Source organism: Mycolicibacter hiberniae (assembly GCF_010729485.1).
Taxonomy (GTDB): Bacteria; Actinomycetota; Actinomycetes; order Mycobacteriales; family Mycobacteriaceae; genus Mycobacterium; species Mycobacterium hiberniae.
Map to the genome: position 1 here is coordinate 2259610 of NZ_AP022609.1, position 16889 is coordinate 2276498.

Here is a 16889-nt window from a genome sequence, read left to right on the forward strand (position 1 = left end):
TTCATTCCGCGCGCCGCTGCCGATAGCGTGTGGCTATGACCGGTCAGGCGCAGATCAGCGCGGAGATTGCGGCGATCCAGGCCGAGTACTCGCGCGCCGGCGTTGCCGAAAGCCAGCCGAGACTGGACTATCCGCCTTACCGAAGCAGCATGCTGCGCCACCCCAAAAACGCTCTGCACCTGGCGGATCCAGATGCCGTCGAACTACAGGCTCCGTGCTTCGGCGATACTGAGGTGGATCCGCTGGACGCCGACCTGACGGCCCAGCATGCCGGCGACCCGATCGGTGAGCGAACGGTGGTGACCGGACGGATCCTCGACGGCGACGGCAGGCCGGTGCGCCGGCAACTCGTCGAGATATGGCAGGCCAACGCCAGTGGCCGCTACATCCACCAGGGCGATCAGCATCCCGCACCGCTGGATCCCCATTTCACCGGGGCCGGGCGGTGCCTCACCGACGACGCCGGGTTCTACCGGTTCACCACGATCAAGCCCGGTCCGTATCCCTGGCGCAACCACCACAACGCGTGGCGTCCTGCCCATATCCATTTCTCGCTGTTCGGCAGCGATTTCACCCAACGGATGATCACCCAGATGTACTTCCCCGGCGACCCCCTGCTGGCGCTGGATCCGATCTATCAGTCGATCACCGACCCGAGGGCCCGCGACCGGCTGGTCGCGGCTTACGACCATGAGGTCTCCAGTCCCGAATGGGCCACCGGCTACCGCTGGGACATCGTGCTCACCGGCCCGGTCACAACACCTTTCGAGGAACCGCGATGAGCAGGCTGACGGCCACCCCGGGGCAGACCATCGGTCCCTTCTTCGGCTTCGCGCTGCCCTTCGACCGCGGCCACGAACTGGTGGCACCGGGCTCGCCGGGTGCCATCACGCTGCACGGCACCGTCACCGACGGCGCCGGAGCTCCGGTTCCCGATGCGCTGCTGGAGATCTGGCAGGCCGACGCAGACGGCACCGTGTCGAGGTCGTGCGGTTCGCTTCACCGTGGCGGCCCGAGCTTCACCGGTTGGGGACGCACCGAGACCGATGCCGACGGTCATTACCGCTTCACCACCGTCGCCCCTGGAGCGGCCCACGGCTGCGCCCCGTTCATCGCCGTCACGCTGTTCGCGCGCGGACTGTTGAACCGGCTGTTCACCCGGGCCTATCTGCCCGGCGATCGGCTCGAGGCCGATCCGCTGCTGAATTCGCTACCGGCCGAACGACGGCGGACACTGGTCGCGGTGCCCGACGAACACGGCTTCCGGTTCGACATCAGGATGCAAGGCGCCGACGAGACGGTGTTCCTGGCCTACCGGGGGCAGCCGTGACCGACTTGTTGTGGCCCGGCGACCACCGGGCAGGGCAGACCTTCAGTGACGCGGCGTTTCTGGCGGCAATGGTCCGGGTCGAGAATGCTTGGCTGAGCGTGCTTGTCGAGGCCGGCATCGCACCGGCCTCGGCACGGGCCGACCTGACCACGGCGATCTCGCCCGCCGACGCCGAGGGCCTCGCCGTCGCCGCCGAAGCGACCGGCAACCCGGTTCCCCCGCTCGTCGACCTGCTGCGGCGCAGCTGCGGCGGCGAACCGGGCCGCTGGCTGCACCGCGGGTTGACCAGCCAGGACGTCCTCGACACCGCGCTGATGCTCTGCCTGCGCGACGCACTGGACCGTGTCGGCGGCGAACTCACCGCACAGGTACGCCTCCTGGCCGAACTGGCCGAAGCCCATCGCGACCGCCCGATGCTCGCCCGGACCCTGACGCAGGCGGCCCTGCCCAGCACCGCCGGCGTGAAGTTCGCCCACTGGCTTACCGGTGTTCTGGACGGCGCCGACTGCCTGGCCGCCCTGCCGGCACTTGCGGTGCAGGCCGGCGGCGCCGCGGGAACGATGGCCGCCGCCACCGAGCTGGCCGGCTCACCCGCCGGGGCACTGGCCCTGTCCGGGCGACTGGCCGCAGCCCTGGGGCTCGCCGACAGTCCGCCCTGGCACACCACCCGGTCGGTCATCACCCGGGTGGGCGATGCACTGGTGACCTGTTGCGATGCGTGGTCACACATCGCCAACGACGCTGCCACCGGCAGCAGACCCGAGATCGGCGAACTGGCCGAGGGCCGCGGCGGCGGCTCGTCGACGATGCCACACAAGAGCAATCCAGTGCTGTCCATCCTGATCCGCCGCACCGGATTGACCGCCCCAGCACTGGCCGCCGGGCTGCACGCCGCCTCAGCAGCCAGTATCGACGAGCGCTCCGACGGCGGCTGGCATGCCGAGTGGGCGCTGCTGCGGACCTTGTCGCGCCGCACCGTCGCCGCGGCACTCCAGACAACCGAACTGCTCACCGGGCTGGTCATAGACACCGATCGCGCCGCGACGAACCTGGCCGCTGCCGGTGACCTGTTCGGGGAGCAGCGGACGATGACCGACTTGACCGGGCGTACCTCCGGCGACGACTACACCGGAGCCGCAAACCATCTCATCGATACCGCACTACGACGCGCACGCCAGCACCTTGGGGAGGCAACATGACCGCGCCGCGCTTGGCCGCCACCGACTTCGGCGGACCCCGCGACGCAGAACTGCTCCTGCTCGGGCCGTCGCTTGGCACCTCGGCGGCCGCGCTGTGGAGCTCGGCCGCTGAACGGCTCACCGAGAACCTGCGCGTCGTCGGCTGGGACCTGCCCGGCCACGGGCGCAGCCCGGCCGCACCGTTCCGGATGCCGGACCTGGCGGCAGGCGTGCTCGCCCTCGCCGATGAGATCGCGCCCCGGGCCGCGTTTCACTATGCGGGTAACTCCATCGGCGGCGCGGTCGGTCTGCAGCTGGCACTCGACGCCCCCGAGCGACTGTCGAGCGCGACACTGCTGTGCACCGGGGCCGCCATCGGGCGACCGGAAGACTGGGCCGTGCGCGCGGCCACGGTCCGCGCATCGGGCACCACCGCAGTCGTCGACGCGTGCGTGCAACGCTGGTTCGCCCCCGGGTTCATCGATCGGCAACCCGAACTGGTCGCCGCGTTGGTGGATGCGCTGCTTGTCACCGACAACGAATCGTATGCCCAGGCATGTGAGGCGCTGGCCGAATTCGACGTCACCGCACTACTCGACCGCATTGCTACGCCGGTGCTGGCCGTCGCCGGCTCCGCCGATGCTGCCACTCCCCCGGAATCGCTGCGCCGCATCGCCTCCGGAGTCAGCCACGGTCGCCTGGTGGTGCTCGACGACGTCGGCCACCTGGCACCCGCCGAAGCCCCCGACGCGACGGCGAACCTGATTCGCGAGCATCTGACGGTGCGGGACCCGGTGTACGCCGCCGGCATGTCGGTGCGCCGAAGCGTGCTCGGCGACGAGCACGTCGACCGCGCCATCGCGGGCAGCACCGGCCTCACCGCCGATTTTCAGGAGCTGATCACCCGTTACGCGTGGGGCAGCATCTGGACCCGTGACGGCCTCGACCGGCGCAGCCGCTCGATCGTCACCCTGACGGCCCTGGTGGCTCGCGGCCACCACGAGGAGCTGGCGATGCATCTGCGTGCGGCACGGCGCAACGGTCTGAGCAACGACGAGATCAAGGAGGTGTTGTTGCAGACCGCCGTCTACTGCGGCGTGCCCGATGCCAACACCGCCTTCCGCATCGCCGCGCAGGTACTCGCCGACCACGACGACCCGGAGGATCCCCGGTGAGCCGCACCGTGATCTGCCAGTCCGCAGCCGAGGCGCTGTCTGGAATCGCCGACGGCGCAACCATCCTGGTGGGTGGTTTCGGGATGGCGGGCATGCCCACCGTCCTGATCGACGCCCTGATCGCCCAGGGCGCCGGCGATCTGACCATCGTCAGCAACAACGCGGGCAACGGCGACGCCGGGCTGGCGGCGCTGCTGGCCGCCGGCCGCGTCCGCAAAGTCATCTGTTCGTTTCCGCGCCAATCTGATTCCTATGTGTTCGATCGCTTGTATCGGGCCGGCAAGATCGCCCTGGAGCTGGTACCGCAGGGCAACCTGGCCGAACGTGTACGCGCCGCCGGTGCGGGCATCGGGGCGTTCTACTGCCCCACCGGTGTCGGCACGCTGCTCACCGAGGGCAAGGAGATCCGGACCATCAACGGCCGCGATTACGCGCTGGAATACCCCATCCACGGCGATGTCGCACTGATCCGTGCCCATATCGCCGATCGCGCCGGAAATCTGGTCTACCGCAAGACCGCCCGCAACTTCGGACCGGTGATGGCCACCGCCGCCACGCTGACGGTCGCCGAGGTGTCCCGCGTCGTCGACACCGGGCAGCTGGATCCTGAAAAGGTTGTGACGCCGGGGATCTACGTCGACCGGATCGTGGAGACGCGATAGTGACGCCAAAACAGGCTCAGCCGATCGAGCACCTGAGCCGCGGTCCCCTGACCCGCGACGAACTCGCCGCCGTCATCGCCCGGGACATCCCCGCCGGCTCCTACGTCAATCTGGGTATCGGTCAACCGACGCTGGTGGCCGATCACCTGTCACCCGAGGACGCGGTCATCCTGCACACCGAGAACGGGATGCTGGGCATGGGGCCCGCGGCGCGGGATGGCGACATCGATGCCGACCTGACCAATGCCGGCAAGATCCCGGTCACCGAGTTGCCCGGTGCCGCTTACTTCCATCACGCCGACTCCTTCGCGATGATGCGCGGCGGCCACCTCGACGTGTGCGTACTGGGCGCGTTACAGGTCAGTCGATGCGGCGACTTGGCCAACTGGCACACCGGGGAGCCGGGCGCGATTCCCGCCGTCGGCGGCGCCATGGACCTGGCGATCGGAGCCAAGAACGTGTTCGTGATGATGGACCTGTTCACCAAGGACGGTGCCGCCAAACTGGTCGAGTCGTGCACCTACCCGCTGACCGGCCTGCGCTGCGTCAGCAGGGTTTACACCGAGTACGCCGTCATCGACATCGACACTGCCGCAGGCAGGCTGCGGGTACGGGAGACCTTCGGCACCACGGTCGCCGAGCTCGCGGCGCGCCTGCCCGTCGACCTCTGAGGCCCGGCACAGATGCGCCGGTGCCCTAGAGCAGGCCCAGAATCCGCTCTCCGGTGGCCGCGGTGGACAGCTTCTGCCCGCCGCGGGTGGCCAGGTGCTTCGCGACGGCGGCGTCGACCCGAGCGGCGGCATCGTTCTCGCCGATGTGGCCCAGCAGCATGGCCACCGACATGACCGCCGCGGTCGGGTCGGCGATGCCCTGGCCGGCGATGTCGGGCGCGCTGCCGTGCACCGGCTCGAACATCGACGGGTTGACGCCGGTGGCGTCGATGTTGCCGCTGGCCGCCAGACCGATTCCCCCGCACACGGCACCCGCGAGGTCGGTGATGATGTCACCGAACAGGTTGTCGCTGACGATCACGTCGAACCTGCCCGGGTCGGTGACCATATAGATCGTGGCCGCGTCGACGTGGGTGTAGGCGGTCTCGACGTCGGGGTATTCCTTACCGATCTCGGCCACCGTCCGGGTCCACAGCGACCCCGCGTAGGCCAGCACGTTGTTCTTGTGCACCAAGGTCAGATGCCTGCGCCGGGCGCGGGCCTTCTCGAAGGCGAAGCGGACCACCCGGGCCACCCCGAACGCGGTGTTGACACTGACCTCGGTGGCGACCTCGTGCGCGGTGCCTACCCGCAGCGCCCCGCCGTTGCCGGTATAGGGCCCCTCGGTGCCTTCGCGCACCACCAGGAAGTCGATCTCCGGCGGGTCGGCCAGGGGGCTGTCGACGCCGGGGTACAGCCGGCTGGGACGCAGGTTGACGTGGTGATCCAGTGCGAAGCGCGCGTGCAGCAGCAGGCCGCGCTCCAGGACCCCCGACGGCACCGACGGGTCACCGATCGCGCCGAGCAGGATCACGTCGTGGCCGCGGATCTCCTCGAGTACGGAATCCGGGAGAATCTCCCCGGTGGCGTGGTAACGCCGGGCACCCAAGTCGTATTCGGTCTTCTCGGTACCGGGCAGCACGGCGTCGAGCACCTTGACCGCCTCGGCGATCACCTCCGGGCCGATTCCGTCGCCGGGAATGACGGCAAGTTTGAGGCTCATGACAGGTCTACCTCTTCAATCTTGTTGGCGCCGACTGCTGCACTGATCGCCGACTGCACCTCGGCGGGGACCTGGCGGTCCACCCGCAAGAGCACCGTCGCCGCAGGGCCCTCGGCGTCTTCGGACAGCTGGGCGGCGTGAATGTTGATGCCGGCCGATCCCAGCAGCGTCCCGATCTTGCCCAGTGCGCCGGGCTGGTCGGTGTAGTTGATGATCAGGTTGACACCCTGGGCCCGCAGGTCGAAGTGCCGGCCGTTGATCTCGACGATCTTCTCCACCTGCTGGGTGCCCGACAACGTGCCGGCGACGGTGACCGCCGATCCGTCGGCGGTGACCGCCCGGAGCTCTACGACGCTGCGGTGGTTGGGACTTTCGGTGGCGGTACCGATCTCGGCGTCCACACCGCGCTCGGCGGCCAGCGCCGGCGCGTTGACGAACGTCACCGGGTCTTCGATGACGGCCGAGAACAGTCCGCGCAGAGCCGACAGTCGCAGCACACCGACGTCGTCGGCGGCCAGCTCGCCGCGCACCTGTACCGACAGCGAGACCGGAAGCCCGTCGGAGAGCGCCCCGGCGAGCAGGCCCAGCTTGCGAACCAGGTCCAGCCAGGGTGCGACTTCCTCACTGACCGCGCCGCCGCCGACGTTGACCGCGTCGGGAACGAATTCGCCCGCCAGCGCCAGCTTCACGCTCTTGGCGACGTCGGTGCCGGCCCGGTCCTGCGCCTCGACGGTCGAGGCGCCCAGGTGCGGAGTCACCACCACCTGAGACAGGTCAAACAGCGGCGAATCGGTGCAGGGTTCGGTGGCGAACACGTCCAGCCCGGCGGCCCGGACATGGCCGCTGGTGATCGAATCGGCCAGTGCCTGTTCGTCGATCAGCCCGCCGCGGGCGGCGTTGACGATGATCACCCCCGGCTTGGTCTTGGCGAGGGCTTCCTTGCCGATCAGGCCCGCCGTCTCAGGGGTTTTCGGCAGGTGCACCGAGATGAAGTCTGCCCGGGCGAGCAGTTCGTCGAGGCTGAGCAGTTCGATGCCGAGCTGGGCGGCGCGGGCCGCCGACACGTACGGGTCATAGGCCACGATGTGGGCGCCGAACGCGGCCAGCCGCTGGGCGACCAACTGCCCGATGCGCCCCAGGCCCACCACGCCGACGGTGTGATCGAAGATCTCGGTGCCGGAGAACGACGACCGCTTCCACTGCTTGGCGTGCAACGAGGCGTCGGCGGCCGGGATCTCGCGGGCAGCGGCGAGCATCAGCGCGATCGCATGCTCGGCGGCGCTGTGGATGTTCGACGTCGGCGCGTTGACCACCAAAACCCCGCGAGCGGTGGCGGCCTCGACATCGACGTTGTCCAGGCCGACCCCGGCGCGCGCCACGATCTTGAGCTTCGTGCCGGCCGCCAGGACCTCGGCATCCACAGTGGTGGCCGAGCGCACCAGCAGCGCATCCGCTTCCGGGACCGCGGCCAGCAGCTTTTCCCGGTCCGGGCCGTCCACCCAGCGAACCTCGACCTGGTCGCCGAGGGCGGCGACGGTGGATTGGGCGAGTTTGTCAGCGATCAAAACCACAGGCAGAGTCACCCGGACAGCCTAATGTGCTGCGCTCGGCGTCTTCGTCCGGGTTTGTGCGGAAGGCCCAGCAGTGGTTGAGGTGCGCCAGTTCGCGGGATCGGCTCGTCACCGAGCGGTCCTTGATCACGCCGATATAGGAGCAACGAGGCCGGCGGACAAACTTCCGTCGGGAAAAACTCGAAGCCGACTTCTCTCGGACCGCGTCCGATTACAGCCCGAGGCCTTCGGCCTCACGTCGCCCCCATAGCGCCGAGAAGCCCCGCCTCAGATGAAAGATTAGGCTGAGAAACCGAACTTGGCTCACATACCATTACTAACTATCAATGCCGCCCGCCCGGCTCACCCTGTAAGGACCGTTCCCCTACAGAGACAGGCCTCGTTGCGACCCCTTCTAACCATCCCGGCATCGACCGCCCGTCAGACACCCGAACGGGCAATCCCACTGCCCCCGAACCAGCGTCAAGCTGCATTTATTAACCTTTCTGGCAACCAAACCGCAACCGCGAGTCAGTTCACCAGAATTGGGCGGCTCACAATTCGGGCCGCAACGCCTCAGCGGCAGACGCACCCCAAATCTACGCGCCCGCTCATCCGGAAGCCCGCCTCGAACGGCGCATCACTTGACAGGGTCGAAAATTGTGCGACCATGCTTTAACCAAGGATTTTATTAGAATGGACTGAAAGGAAATTACGTGCAGACAGCCCTTCGCCCTCACATGAGCGTGGGCATCGCTATGCTCGCTGCCGGCGCCATCGCTGCAGCGCCAGCTTCTCACGCAGCCGCTCCGCAGTTGCCCGAAATCGCGCTGAGCGCCAGTGCCAGCACCATCGCGGACGTCTTCCAGGCCGTCACATTCCTTGGCGATCTGAACTTCGATGTAGTCCAGCCGGCGGCGTTTAGGACCACCGACTTGAACCACGGTTATCTCTGGAGCGTCTTCAACGGAATTCCGCCGTACGGTGATGGAACTCCCGCGCTCGATGAGCCGATGCTCTCGGTGATCAACTTCATCACCTCACCCCTCAGCGGAGTGTTGCTCGGAACGCTGGGTCCGGCGCTCGGCCCATGGGTGGAACTGGCCAACAGTCTCCAGATCGCCTTCGCCAGCCTGTCTGACGGCGACTTCGCTCAGGCGTTCCAAGACTTGCTGGCGGTACCCGGAAACGTCTTCGATGCGTTTCTTAACGGCACCACGTTGGACCTCTCCGCGATCTTGCCCCTCGTGGACGAGAGTGGACTCTTCCCGCCCGGCGCTCTTAGCGGACTTGGTCTCGAGCTGGGCGGCCTACTGACTGAGGGTGTCACGATCGGCGACCCCGCAGATTTTGATCCGGGGAACCCTGAGAATCTGGGTATTGGCGGTTCAATCTGGAATGCGATCAGCCTTCATTTCCCCGGCGACGGTTCTGGCGACATCGTTGGCGAAGCGGTCGGTCCCGTGGCGGCCTTCACGAACCTGTGGGACGTCATCATCGCGACACTCGATCTGGGTGGTGCCGAGTAGTTCAGCGGTTCGCTTCGGCGGGTGCCTGCGCAGATCACGATCTTCGTGGGCGCCCGCCGAGGACCAACGCGGGCACACGGCCGGAGGCCGCGTACCCCGGCCGGGCAACCAACCCTCCGCAGTTCCCTACCATCGACGAATGGACGTCACCGTCGTCGGTAGTGGACCCAACGGCCTGGCCGCCGCCGTCATCTGTGCCCGGGCAGGCCTGTCGGTCCAGGTTCTGGAAGCCCAACCCACCTTCGGCGGCGGCGCTCGCACCGCCGCCGATCCGGAGTTCGGCGACGTGTCCCACGACATCTGCTCGGCGGTGCACCCACTCGGGTTGGCGTCGCCGTTCTTCGCCGAGTTCGATCTGGCGGCCCGCGGTGTGCAGCTGACCTCGCCCGAGATCTCCTATGGCAATCCGCTCGATGACCGGCCCGCGGCGATCGCCTACCGCGACCTCGACCGGACCTGCGCGGAGCTGGAGCACGGCTCGTCCTGGCGCCGGCTGTTGGGCCCGCTGGTCGCCGACAGCCGGTCCGTCGTCGAATTTCTGTTGGGCGACAAGCGGTCGGTGCCGTCCGGTATCGCGACGGTCGCTCGGCTGGGCTTGCGCATGGCCGCACAGGCGGGCCCGGCCTGGAACGCGACGCTGCCCGGCGAGGACGCCCGCGCCCTCTACACCGGGGTGGCGGCGCACACGATCTCGCGGCTGCCGTCGGTGACCTCCGCCGGTGCGGGCATGATGCTGGCGACCCTGGGCCATACGGTCGGCTGGCCTATCCCCGTCGGCGGCAGCCAAGCCATCACCGACGCGCTGATCGCCGACCTGACCGCCCACGGCGGCCAGTTGACCGCCGGAGCGCCGGTGACCACGCCGCCGGGTGGCGTCGTGCTGTTCGACACCGCGCCGACCGAACTGCTGAAGGTCTACGGCGACGCCCTGCCGGCCCGGTACGCCAAGGCGCTGCGCCGCTATCGCTTCGGGTCGGCGGCCGCCAAGGTCGACTTCGTCCTCTCCGGCGAGGTGCCGTGGAGCGATCCGCGGCTGGCGCAGGCGCCCACGCTGCACCTGGGAGGCGACCGCCGACAGATGGCCCGCGCCGAGGCGGAGGTCGCCGCCGGCCGGCACGCGCAGCAGCCGATGATCCTGGCCGCCTTGCCCCATCTGGTGGACCCGTCCCGCGTCGACGCCGCCGGGCGCCGGCCGATGTGGGCGTATGCCCACGTCCCGGCCGGTTCGACCCTCGACCAGACCGAAACCGTCACGGCCGGCATCGAGCGGTTCGCCCCAGGCTTCCGCGACATCGTGGTTGCCGCACGGTCGGTACCGGCAGCCCGGCTGGCGCACCACAACGCCAACTATGTCGGCGGCGACATCGCCGCCGGAGGCAACAACGCGGTGCGCGCCCTGGCCGGCCCGACGCCGCGACTGAACCCATGGACCACTCCGGTTCCCGGCGTCTACCTGTGCTCGGCGGCCACCCCTCCCGGCGCGGGGGTGCACGGCATGGCCGGCTTCTATGCCGCGCGGACGCTGCTGCGCCGCGAGTTCGGGATCAGCCGGATGCCGAGCCTGGCACCCTGACCGCGCTGGCTACCACGCCCTTGTCAGCTCGGCTAACTAATAAAGCCACCGGCAAGACGCAGCGTTTACATAGTTTTTCCCCAGATAAATAGGGACAATCTGCCAGCTTTGGGGTAGCCTCAGCTAACTTGTGCTGGGCGCGACAGCAACGCCCCAAAGTGACACAAGTCACGAGCTATGAGGAGCAAGCCATGAACATCACCCTTCGACCCCTGGCCCTGGCGGGAGCCGCAGTCATCAGCGCCGGTGCGATCGCCGCCACTCCCGTGGTCATCGCACCGGCCCACGTGCACATGCCGGCCATCGAACTCACCGCCGACGCCGGCCCGCTCGACGGCATCGGCGACTTTCTGAACGGCATCGATTTCGAGGGCCTGTTCAATGGCTTCAGCAACCTGCTGGCCAACATCGACCTGGGCGGTATCTTCGCCGGCTTCGGCGACTTTCTGACCAACATCGACCTGGCCGGGATCTTCGCGGGCTTCGGCGACTTCTTGACCAACATCGACCTGTCCGGCATCTTCACCGGCTTCGGCGACTTCTTGACCAACATCGACCTGACCGGCATCTTCACCGGCCTGGGCGACCTGCTGACCAACATCGACCTGACCGGCATCTTCGCCGGCCTGGGCGACCTGCTGGTCAACATCGACTTCTCGGACCTGTTCGCCAACATCGACCTGTCCGGACTGTTCGACAACATCGACCTGTCCGGACTGTTCGCCAACATCGACCTGTCGGGCATCTTCGCCAACATCGACTTCTCGGGGATCTTCGACGGTCTGCTCGACGGCTTGGGCGGCGGCGTGTAACCACCGCACAAAGCGAGTGGCCCCTTCCTTTCGGAAGGGGCCACTCGTCTTTTCGCCTCGGGTAGCGGCTAGCGCACCGCTGTGCTCAGGCGGTTTCGGTGATGGGCCGGTCCACCCAGCTCATCAGGTCGCGCAGCTTCTTGCCGGTGACCTCGATGGGGTGCTCGGCGTTCTGCTTGCGCAGCCCTTCGAGCTCCTTGTTGCCGCCCTCGACGTTGGCCACCAGGCGCTTGACGAAGGTCCCGTCCTGGATGTCGGCGAGGATTTCGCGCATCCGCTGCTTGGTGCCGGCGTCGATCACCCGCGGCCCGGACAGGTAGCCACCGAACTCCGCGGTGTCGCTCACCGAGTAGTTCATCCGCGCGATGCCGCCCTCATACATCAGGTCGACGATCAGCTTGAGCTCGTGCAGCACCTCGAAGTAGGCCATCTCCGGGGCATAGCCCGCCTCGACCATGACCTCGAAACCGGTCTTGACCAGTTCTTCGGTGCCACCGCACAACACCGCCTGCTCACCGAACAGGTCCGTCTCGGTCTCTTCCTTGAAGGTCGTCTTGATGACGCCGGCCCGGGTACCGCCGATGCCCTTGGCATACGACAGCGCCAACGCCTCGCCCTCGCCGGTGGGGTCCTGTGCGACCGCGATCAGGGAGGGCACCCCCTTGCCGTCGACGAACTGCCGGCGAACCAGGTGCCCCGGCCCCTTCGGTGCGACCATCCCGACGGTGATGTCGGCGGCGGGCTTGATCAGGCCGAAGTGGATGTTCAGGCCGTGGCCGAAGAACAGCGCGTTGCCGGCCACCAGGTTGGGCTCGATGTCGTTGGCGAAGATCTCTGCCTGAGCGGTGTCGGGAGCCAGCAGCATGATCACGTCTGCCCACTTGGCCACCTCGGCGGGGGTGTCAACCTCGAGGCCCTGCTCGGTGGCCTTCTCGCGCGACTTCGACCCCTCCTTGAGGCCCACCTTCACCTGCACACCGGAGTCGCGCAGGCTCAGCGAGTGCGCGTGCCCCTGACTGCCATAGCCGATCACGCCGACCTTGCGGCCCTGGATGATCGACAGGTCGGCGTCGTCGTCGTAGAACATCTCAACTGCCACTGTGTTGCTTCCTTACTATCTCTTCGTTGGGGAACTATGTCTTCGCTGGGACTATTTGGCCGCGCCGATGCCACGCGGACCGCGAGACAACGATACGAGACCTGACTGGACGATCTCCCTGATGCCATAGGGCTCGAGCACCCGCAGCAGCGCATCGAACTTCGCCGGTGTACCGGTGGCCTCGATGATCAACGACTCCGGCGAGACATCGATCACCCTGGCCCGGAACAGGTTCACCGCCTCGACGATCTGTCCGCGAGTGCTGGCATCGGCACGGACTTTGATCAAGGCGATCTCGCGGGAGACGGAGTTGTCCTCCTCCTGCTCAACGATCTTGATGACGTTGATCAGTTTGTTGAGCTGCTTGGTGATCTGCTCCAGCGGAGTGTCCTCCACCGAGACGACGATCGTCATCCGCGACATGTTCTTGGTCTCGGTCGCGCCGACGGCCAGCGACTCGATGTTGAAGCCGCGCCGGGAGAACAGCGCCGCCACCCGCGCCAGGACGCCGGGCTTGTCCTCGACGAGCACCGAGAGCGTGTGGGTCTTCCAGCCTGTTGCCATCACGCGTGCCCCTCGTTGTTCTCGTCGTCGAACAGCGGCCGGATGCCGCGTGCGGCCTGGATCTCGTCGTTGCTGGTGCCGGCCGCCACCATGGGCCACACCTGGGCGTCTGCTCCGACGATGAAGTCGATCACCACCGGGCGGTCGGTGACCGCCCGGGCCGCCTTGATGACGTCTTCGACGTCTTCCTCGCGCTCGCAGCGCAACCCGACGCAGCCGAGCGCTTCGGCCAGCAGCACGAAGTCGGGAATGCGGCGTGAGTGGGTGGCCAGGTCGGTCTGCGAGTAGCGCTCCCCGTAGAACAGCGTCTGCCACTGTCGCACCATGCCGAGATTGCCGTTGTTGATCAGCGCCACCTTGATCGGCATACCTTCGATGGCACAGGTGGCGAGTTCCTGATTGGTCATCTGGAAGCAGCCGTCGCCGTCGATGGCCCAGACCTCGGCGTCCGGGCGGCCCATCTGGGCGCCCATCGCCGCGGGAATGGCAAAGCCCATGGTGCCCAGGCCACCGGAGTTCAGCCAGGTGCGCGGCTTCTCGTACTGCACGAACTGCGCGGCCCACATCTGGTGCTGGCCGACTCCGGCGACGTAGAGCGCGTCGGGGCCGGCGATGCGGCCCAGCGTCTCGATCACGTATTCCGGCGACAGGCTGCCGTCGCTCTGCGGCCCGTAGCTCAGCGGGTACGTCGAGCGCACCTCGTCGAGGTAGCTCCACCAGTCCGACAGATCCAGTGCGAGCTTCTCACGGCGAAGCACCTCGAGCAGTTCGGTGATGACGGCCTTGACGTCACCGACGATCGGGACGTCGGCGTGGCGGTTCTTGCCGATCTCGGCGGGGTCGATGTCGGCGTGAATCACCTTGGCGTCCGGGGCGAACGAGTCCAGCTGGCCGGTGACCCGGTCGTCGAAACGGGCTCCCAGTGTGATCAGCAGATCCGAGCGCTGCAGCCCGGCCACCGCCGCCACCGTGCCGTGCATGCCGGGCATGCCCAGGTGCTGGCGGTGACTGTCCGGGAAAGCGCCGCGCGCCATCAGGGTGGTGACCACGGGGACGCCGGTCAACTCGGCCAGTTCGGCCAGCTCCTGGCAGGCGTCACCACGGATGACCCCGCCGCCGACGTAGAGCACCGGCCGGCGTGCTGCGGCGATCAGCTTGGCGGCTTCCCGGACCTGCCGGCTGTGCGGCTTGGTGGTGGGCTTGTAACCGGGCAGATCCAGCCGGGGCGGCCAGGCGAAGCTGCATTGGCCCTGCAGCACATCCTTGGGGATATCAACGAGAACTGCTCCGGGCCGTCCGCTTGCCGCGATGTGGAATGCCTCGGCGAGCGCACGCGGGATGTCGTCACCGTTGCGGACCAGGAAGTTGTGCTTGGTGATCGGCATCGTGATGCCGGAGATGTCGGCCTCCTGGAAGGCATCGGTGCCGATCAGCTGGCGGCCGACCTGACCGGTGATCGCGACCACCGGGATGGAGTCCATCTGGGCGTCGGCCAGCGGGGTGACCAGGTTGGTGGCCCCCGGCCCCGAGGTGGCCATCATGACGCCGACCCGCCCGGTGGCGTGCGCGTAGCCGCTGGCGGCGTGCCCGGCGCCCTGCTCATGGCGGACCAGCACGTGGCGCAGCTTCTTCGAGTCGAACAGCGGGTCATAGACCGGCAGGACCGCGCCACCGGGGATGCCGAAGATGACGTCCACGTCGAGTTCTTCCAGCGATCGGATGACCGACTGGGCACCGGTCATCTGCTCGGGCGCGACGCGCCTACCGGGCGATTTGGCCTTGTCTGAAGCTGCGTCCGGAGCCGAAGCCCCGTTTGCGGCGGGCGGCGGCGCCGACCGCTCCGACGACCGGCTGGTGGGTGCGCTCACGGTTTCCTCTTCAATTCCTCGGGTGCAGAACTGGTGGCAACAAAAAACCCCCGCCAGCTCAGCTGCTGCACGAGGGTTGCGCGTCGGTGGTTGGAAGTCAGGCAACAACCAACGCGCAGTGGGCTACTACGAGCATGCCGTTGTCCATAGCAGACGACGGTAGCCGCTGAACCGAGCGTGCGTCAAATGAGCAGCCGCTTAGCTGAGGTGGTCGACCAGCGATCCCTGCTCGCCGAAGAGCTCTGCCTCCCAGTGTTCGAGCAGCGCGGTGTTGTCGTGGTCGTCGGGATGAAAGCCGGGGCGCAGGTATTCACCCAGCCGGCCAACGACGGTGCGGGTCAGAAACGGCGAATGCCGCAGGGCGGCGAAGCTGCGGACAAGCCGGACCGGGTTGTAAGCGGCCCGGTCGCCGAAGAGCGAGATCAGCGTGTTCGCCAAGACGGCGAGGGGGAAACTGAAGCGGATGATCCGCATCGTCCGGATGCGCCGGGTCTCATCGCCCCCGACCGCGCGATAGACGTCGAAGGCCACCGAGCGGTGCTCGGATTCCTCGATGGCGTGCCACAGCAGCATGGACCGCACTTCGCTCGTGCCCAGCCCAGCCTGCGCCCTCTCGTCCGAGAGCAGGGTCTCGGCGAACACGGCGGTGAAATGCTCAAGCGCGGCGGTGATGGCCAGGCAGGTCAGCGGAGAGAAGCGTCGTTCGATGACCTTCTGACGGCGGTTCACCAGCCGGTCGACCTTGCTGGTCGGATAACCCATCTCCTGCAGGCGTTCATTGAGTGCGCGGTGCTCGCGACCGTGGGTCACCTCCTGACCGATGAATCCCTTGACCTGTTCTTTGAGGTCGGGGTCGGTGATCTGGTCGGCGTAGCGACGCACCGAACGAATGAAGAAGTCCTCACCCTCGGGGAACACCGCCGACAGGTGCGCGATCACGTGGCTCATCACCAGGTCGCCCTGAACGAAGTGGCGGTCCAGGGCCGCCACCGGGTAGTTGAACCGGATGCGACGCGGCTGTACCGCCGGGTGGCGGTTGTCGTTGGGGCTCATGGCTCTCTCTCGGGTTGAGGGTCTGCAAGGCCGGTCGCCAGAGGACGAACCAGCCGTTTGAAGGCGTCGAGGATGTCGGCGGCGGGCAGCGCCTCGTAGCCGGCGATCGACCGGGACATCGCCAGGCCGTTCATCAGCGCGAACGTCATCTGCGGCCCGACCCGCGACTGCGCGGTGTCGGCGGTGTCGGCCGCGGCGAGCAGTTCGGTGTAGATCCGGTCGCACGCGTCGGCGAACTGCCGGTCGGTCTCAATCACCGCGGGCGCCAGGTCGGGGTCGGTTCGGGCCGCCACCCACAGTTCGTGGGTCGCGGTGAACGTCGGACCGCAATACATCGACCACAGCAGATCGACGGCTTCGTCGAGCTTGTCCGCAGCAGAATCCAGCCCCGCCATCAACACCTCGAACTCTTGAATACGGCGATTCAGAGCGAAGTCGACGGCAGCGCTCAGCAGCCCCACCTTGGTGGGGAAATGCCCCTGCAGGGCCCCTACCGAGACCCCGGCACGGCGGGCAACCTCGGTGGTGGTGGTCCCTTTGAAACCGACGTCCACCAGCGCCTCGAGCGTCGCATCCAGCAGCGCGCGCCGGGTCTCGGCAGTACGCTCCGCCTGGGTTCGGCGGGGCTTGGTCGGTGGCACGCGACCATGATGCGACAGATAAAATAAGTAGTCAATATTTTTTTGTCGCAGCGTCCGCCGCCCACCCCGCCGCGCCCGCGTTACCGACGGTGACATCATGCGGTGGTGGCCTCTGCAGCACCCGACCCGCAGCCCGTGGTGA

Annotated in this window: 16 protein-coding genes; 9 read left to right on the plus strand and 7 right to left on the minus strand. The window is 67.5% G+C overall.

The annotated features are described in order from the left end of the window. Positions 1 to 35: 35 nt before the first annotated feature. Genes pcaH through G6N14_RS10700 form a run of 6 tightly spaced genes read left to right on the plus strand, consistent with a single transcriptional unit; the run spans position 36 to position 5016 of the window. A complete protein-coding gene (gene pcaH / locus G6N14_RS10675; protein WP_085137637.1) occupies positions 36 to 782 on the plus strand; it encodes a protocatechuate 3,4-dioxygenase subunit beta in 747 nt (248 codons plus the stop codon). After that, entirely contained in the window at positions 779 to 1330 is a 552-nt protein-coding gene (pcaG, locus tag G6N14_RS10680) for a protocatechuate 3,4-dioxygenase subunit alpha (RefSeq protein ID WP_085137636.1), read from the plus strand. The genes pcaH and pcaG overlap by 4 nt, the downstream gene beginning before the upstream one ends. Beyond that, positions 1327 to 2529: a 3-carboxy-cis,cis-muconate cycloisomerase gene (gene pcaB, locus G6N14_RS10685; protein WP_085137634.1), complete on the plus strand. Its 1203-nt coding sequence runs from the start codon at positions 1327 to 1329 to the stop codon at positions 2527 to 2529. The genes pcaG and pcaB overlap by 4 nt, the downstream gene beginning before the upstream one ends. Next, complete coding sequence (pcaDC, locus tag G6N14_RS10690; RefSeq protein WP_085137632.1) at positions 2526 to 3683, plus strand: bifunctional 3-oxoadipate enol-lactonase/4-carboxymuconolactone decarboxylase PcaDC; 1158 nt, start codon at positions 2526 to 2528, stop codon at positions 3681 to 3683. Before pcaB ends, pcaDC begins: the two co-directional genes overlap by 4 nt. Beyond that, positions 3680 to 4345 carry a 3-oxoacid CoA-transferase subunit A gene (locus G6N14_RS10695; RefSeq protein WP_085137631.1) on the plus strand — a complete coding sequence of 222 codons (666 nt, stop codon included), beginning with the start codon at positions 3680 to 3682 and terminating at the stop codon, positions 4343 to 4345. The genes pcaDC and G6N14_RS10695 overlap by 4 nt, the downstream gene beginning before the upstream one ends. Beyond that, the gene (locus G6N14_RS10700; protein WP_234809037.1) at positions 4345 to 5016 is read left to right on the plus strand and encodes a 3-oxoacid CoA-transferase subunit B; all 672 of its coding nucleotides are present in this window, start codon (positions 4345 to 4347) and stop codon (positions 5014 to 5016) included. The genes G6N14_RS10695 and G6N14_RS10700 overlap by 1 nt, the downstream gene beginning before the upstream one ends. Before the next feature lie 25 nt (positions 5017 to 5041). Here the strand turns inward: G6N14_RS10700 and G6N14_RS10705 are convergent, their stop codons facing one another. Further along, a complete protein-coding gene (locus tag G6N14_RS10705) occupies positions 5042 to 6058 on the minus strand; it encodes a 3-isopropylmalate dehydrogenase (protein ID WP_085137626.1) in 1017 nt (338 codons plus the stop codon). After that, positions 6055 to 7641: a phosphoglycerate dehydrogenase gene (gene serA, locus G6N14_RS10710; protein ID WP_085137624.1), complete on the minus strand. Its 1587-nt coding sequence runs from the start codon at positions 7639 to 7641 to the stop codon at positions 6055 to 6057. Before serA ends, G6N14_RS10705 begins: the two co-directional genes overlap by 4 nt. 683 nt (positions 7642 to 8324) lie before the next feature. On the opposite strand from serA, the gene gjpA reads away from it, so the two are divergent. From gjpA to G6N14_RS10725, 3 genes are all read left to right on the plus strand, one after another. After that, positions 8325 to 9137 (plus strand): outer membrane porin GjpA, encoded by an 813-nt coding sequence (gene gjpA / locus G6N14_RS10715; protein WP_133054960.1) that lies wholly within the window; start codon positions 8325 to 8327, stop codon positions 9135 to 9137. Between the two features lie 139 nt (positions 9138 to 9276). Further along, the gene (locus G6N14_RS10720) at positions 9277 to 10710 is read left to right on the plus strand and encodes a phytoene desaturase family protein (RefSeq protein ID WP_085137620.1); all 1434 of its coding nucleotides are present in this window, start codon (positions 9277 to 9279) and stop codon (positions 10708 to 10710) included. Positions 10711 to 10901: 191 nt separating this feature from the next. Continuing rightward, the gene (locus G6N14_RS10725) at positions 10902 to 11522 is read left to right on the plus strand and encodes a hypothetical protein (RefSeq protein ID WP_085137619.1); all 621 of its coding nucleotides are present in this window, start codon (positions 10902 to 10904) and stop codon (positions 11520 to 11522) included. Between the two features lie 85 nt (positions 11523 to 11607). On the opposite strand, the gene ilvC is transcribed toward G6N14_RS10725, so the two are convergent. The 5 genes from ilvC to G6N14_RS10750 all read right to left on the minus strand — a co-directional run bounded on the left by ilvC (position 11608) and on the right by G6N14_RS10750 (position 16747). Next, a complete protein-coding gene (gene ilvC, locus G6N14_RS10730) occupies positions 11608 to 12609 on the minus strand; it encodes a ketol-acid reductoisomerase (protein WP_179960879.1) in 1002 nt (333 codons plus the stop codon). A gap of 63 nt (positions 12610 to 12672) precedes the next feature. Continuing rightward, positions 12673 to 13185, minus strand: coding sequence for an acetolactate synthase small subunit (ilvN, locus tag G6N14_RS10735; RefSeq protein WP_085130464.1), 513 nt, complete (start codon positions 13183 to 13185; stop codon positions 12673 to 12675). Continuing rightward, positions 13185 to 15053, minus strand: a complete 1869-nt coding sequence (locus G6N14_RS10740; protein ID WP_085137615.1) for an acetolactate synthase large subunit — start codon at positions 15051 to 15053, stop codon at positions 13185 to 13187. Before G6N14_RS10740 ends, ilvN begins: the two co-directional genes overlap by 1 nt. Positions 15054 to 15251: 198 nt before the next feature. Then, positions 15252 to 16106: a metal-dependent hydrolase gene (locus tag G6N14_RS10745; protein ID WP_085137614.1), complete on the minus strand. Its 855-nt coding sequence runs from the start codon at positions 16104 to 16106 to the stop codon at positions 15252 to 15254. Beyond that, positions 16103 to 16747: a TetR/AcrR family transcriptional regulator gene (locus tag G6N14_RS10750; protein ID WP_085137612.1), complete on the minus strand. Its 645-nt coding sequence runs from the start codon at positions 16745 to 16747 to the stop codon at positions 16103 to 16105. Before G6N14_RS10750 ends, G6N14_RS10745 begins: the two co-directional genes overlap by 4 nt. Positions 16748 to 16889: the final 142 nt, after the last annotated feature.

Bases quoted from the DNA above. Each gene is read 5' to 3' on its own strand.
- G6N14_RS10745 (WP_085137614.1), bottom strand. From the start codon at position 16,106: ATGAGCCCCAACGACAACCGCCACCCGGCGGTACAGCCGCGTCGCATC.
- G6N14_RS10725 (WP_085137619.1), top strand. From the start codon at position 10,902: ATGAACATCACCCTTCGACCCCTGGCCCTGGCGGGAGCCGCAGTCATC.
- pcaG (WP_085137636.1), top strand. From the start codon at position 779: ATGAGCAGGCTGACGGCCACCCCGGGGCAGACCATCGGTCCCTTCTTC.
- G6N14_RS10705 (WP_085137626.1), bottom strand. From the start codon at position 6,058: ATGAGCCTCAAACTTGCCGTCATTCCCGGCGACGGAATCGGCCCGGAG.
- pcaDC (WP_085137632.1), top strand. From the start codon at position 2,526: ATGACCGCGCCGCGCTTGGCCGCCACCGACTTCGGCGGACCCCGCGAC.
- ilvC (WP_179960879.1), bottom strand. From the start codon at position 12,609: ATGTTCTACGACGACGACGCCGACCTGTCGATCATCCAGGGCCGCAAG.
- pcaH (WP_085137637.1), top strand. From the start codon at position 36: ATGACCGGTCAGGCGCAGATCAGCGCGGAGATTGCGGCGATCCAGGCC.
- ilvN (WP_085130464.1), bottom strand. From the start codon at position 13,185: ATGGCAACAGGCTGGAAGACCCACACGCTCTCGGTGCTCGTCGAGGAC.
- G6N14_RS10720 (WP_085137620.1), top strand. From the start codon at position 9,277: ATGGACGTCACCGTCGTCGGTAGTGGACCCAACGGCCTGGCCGCCGCC.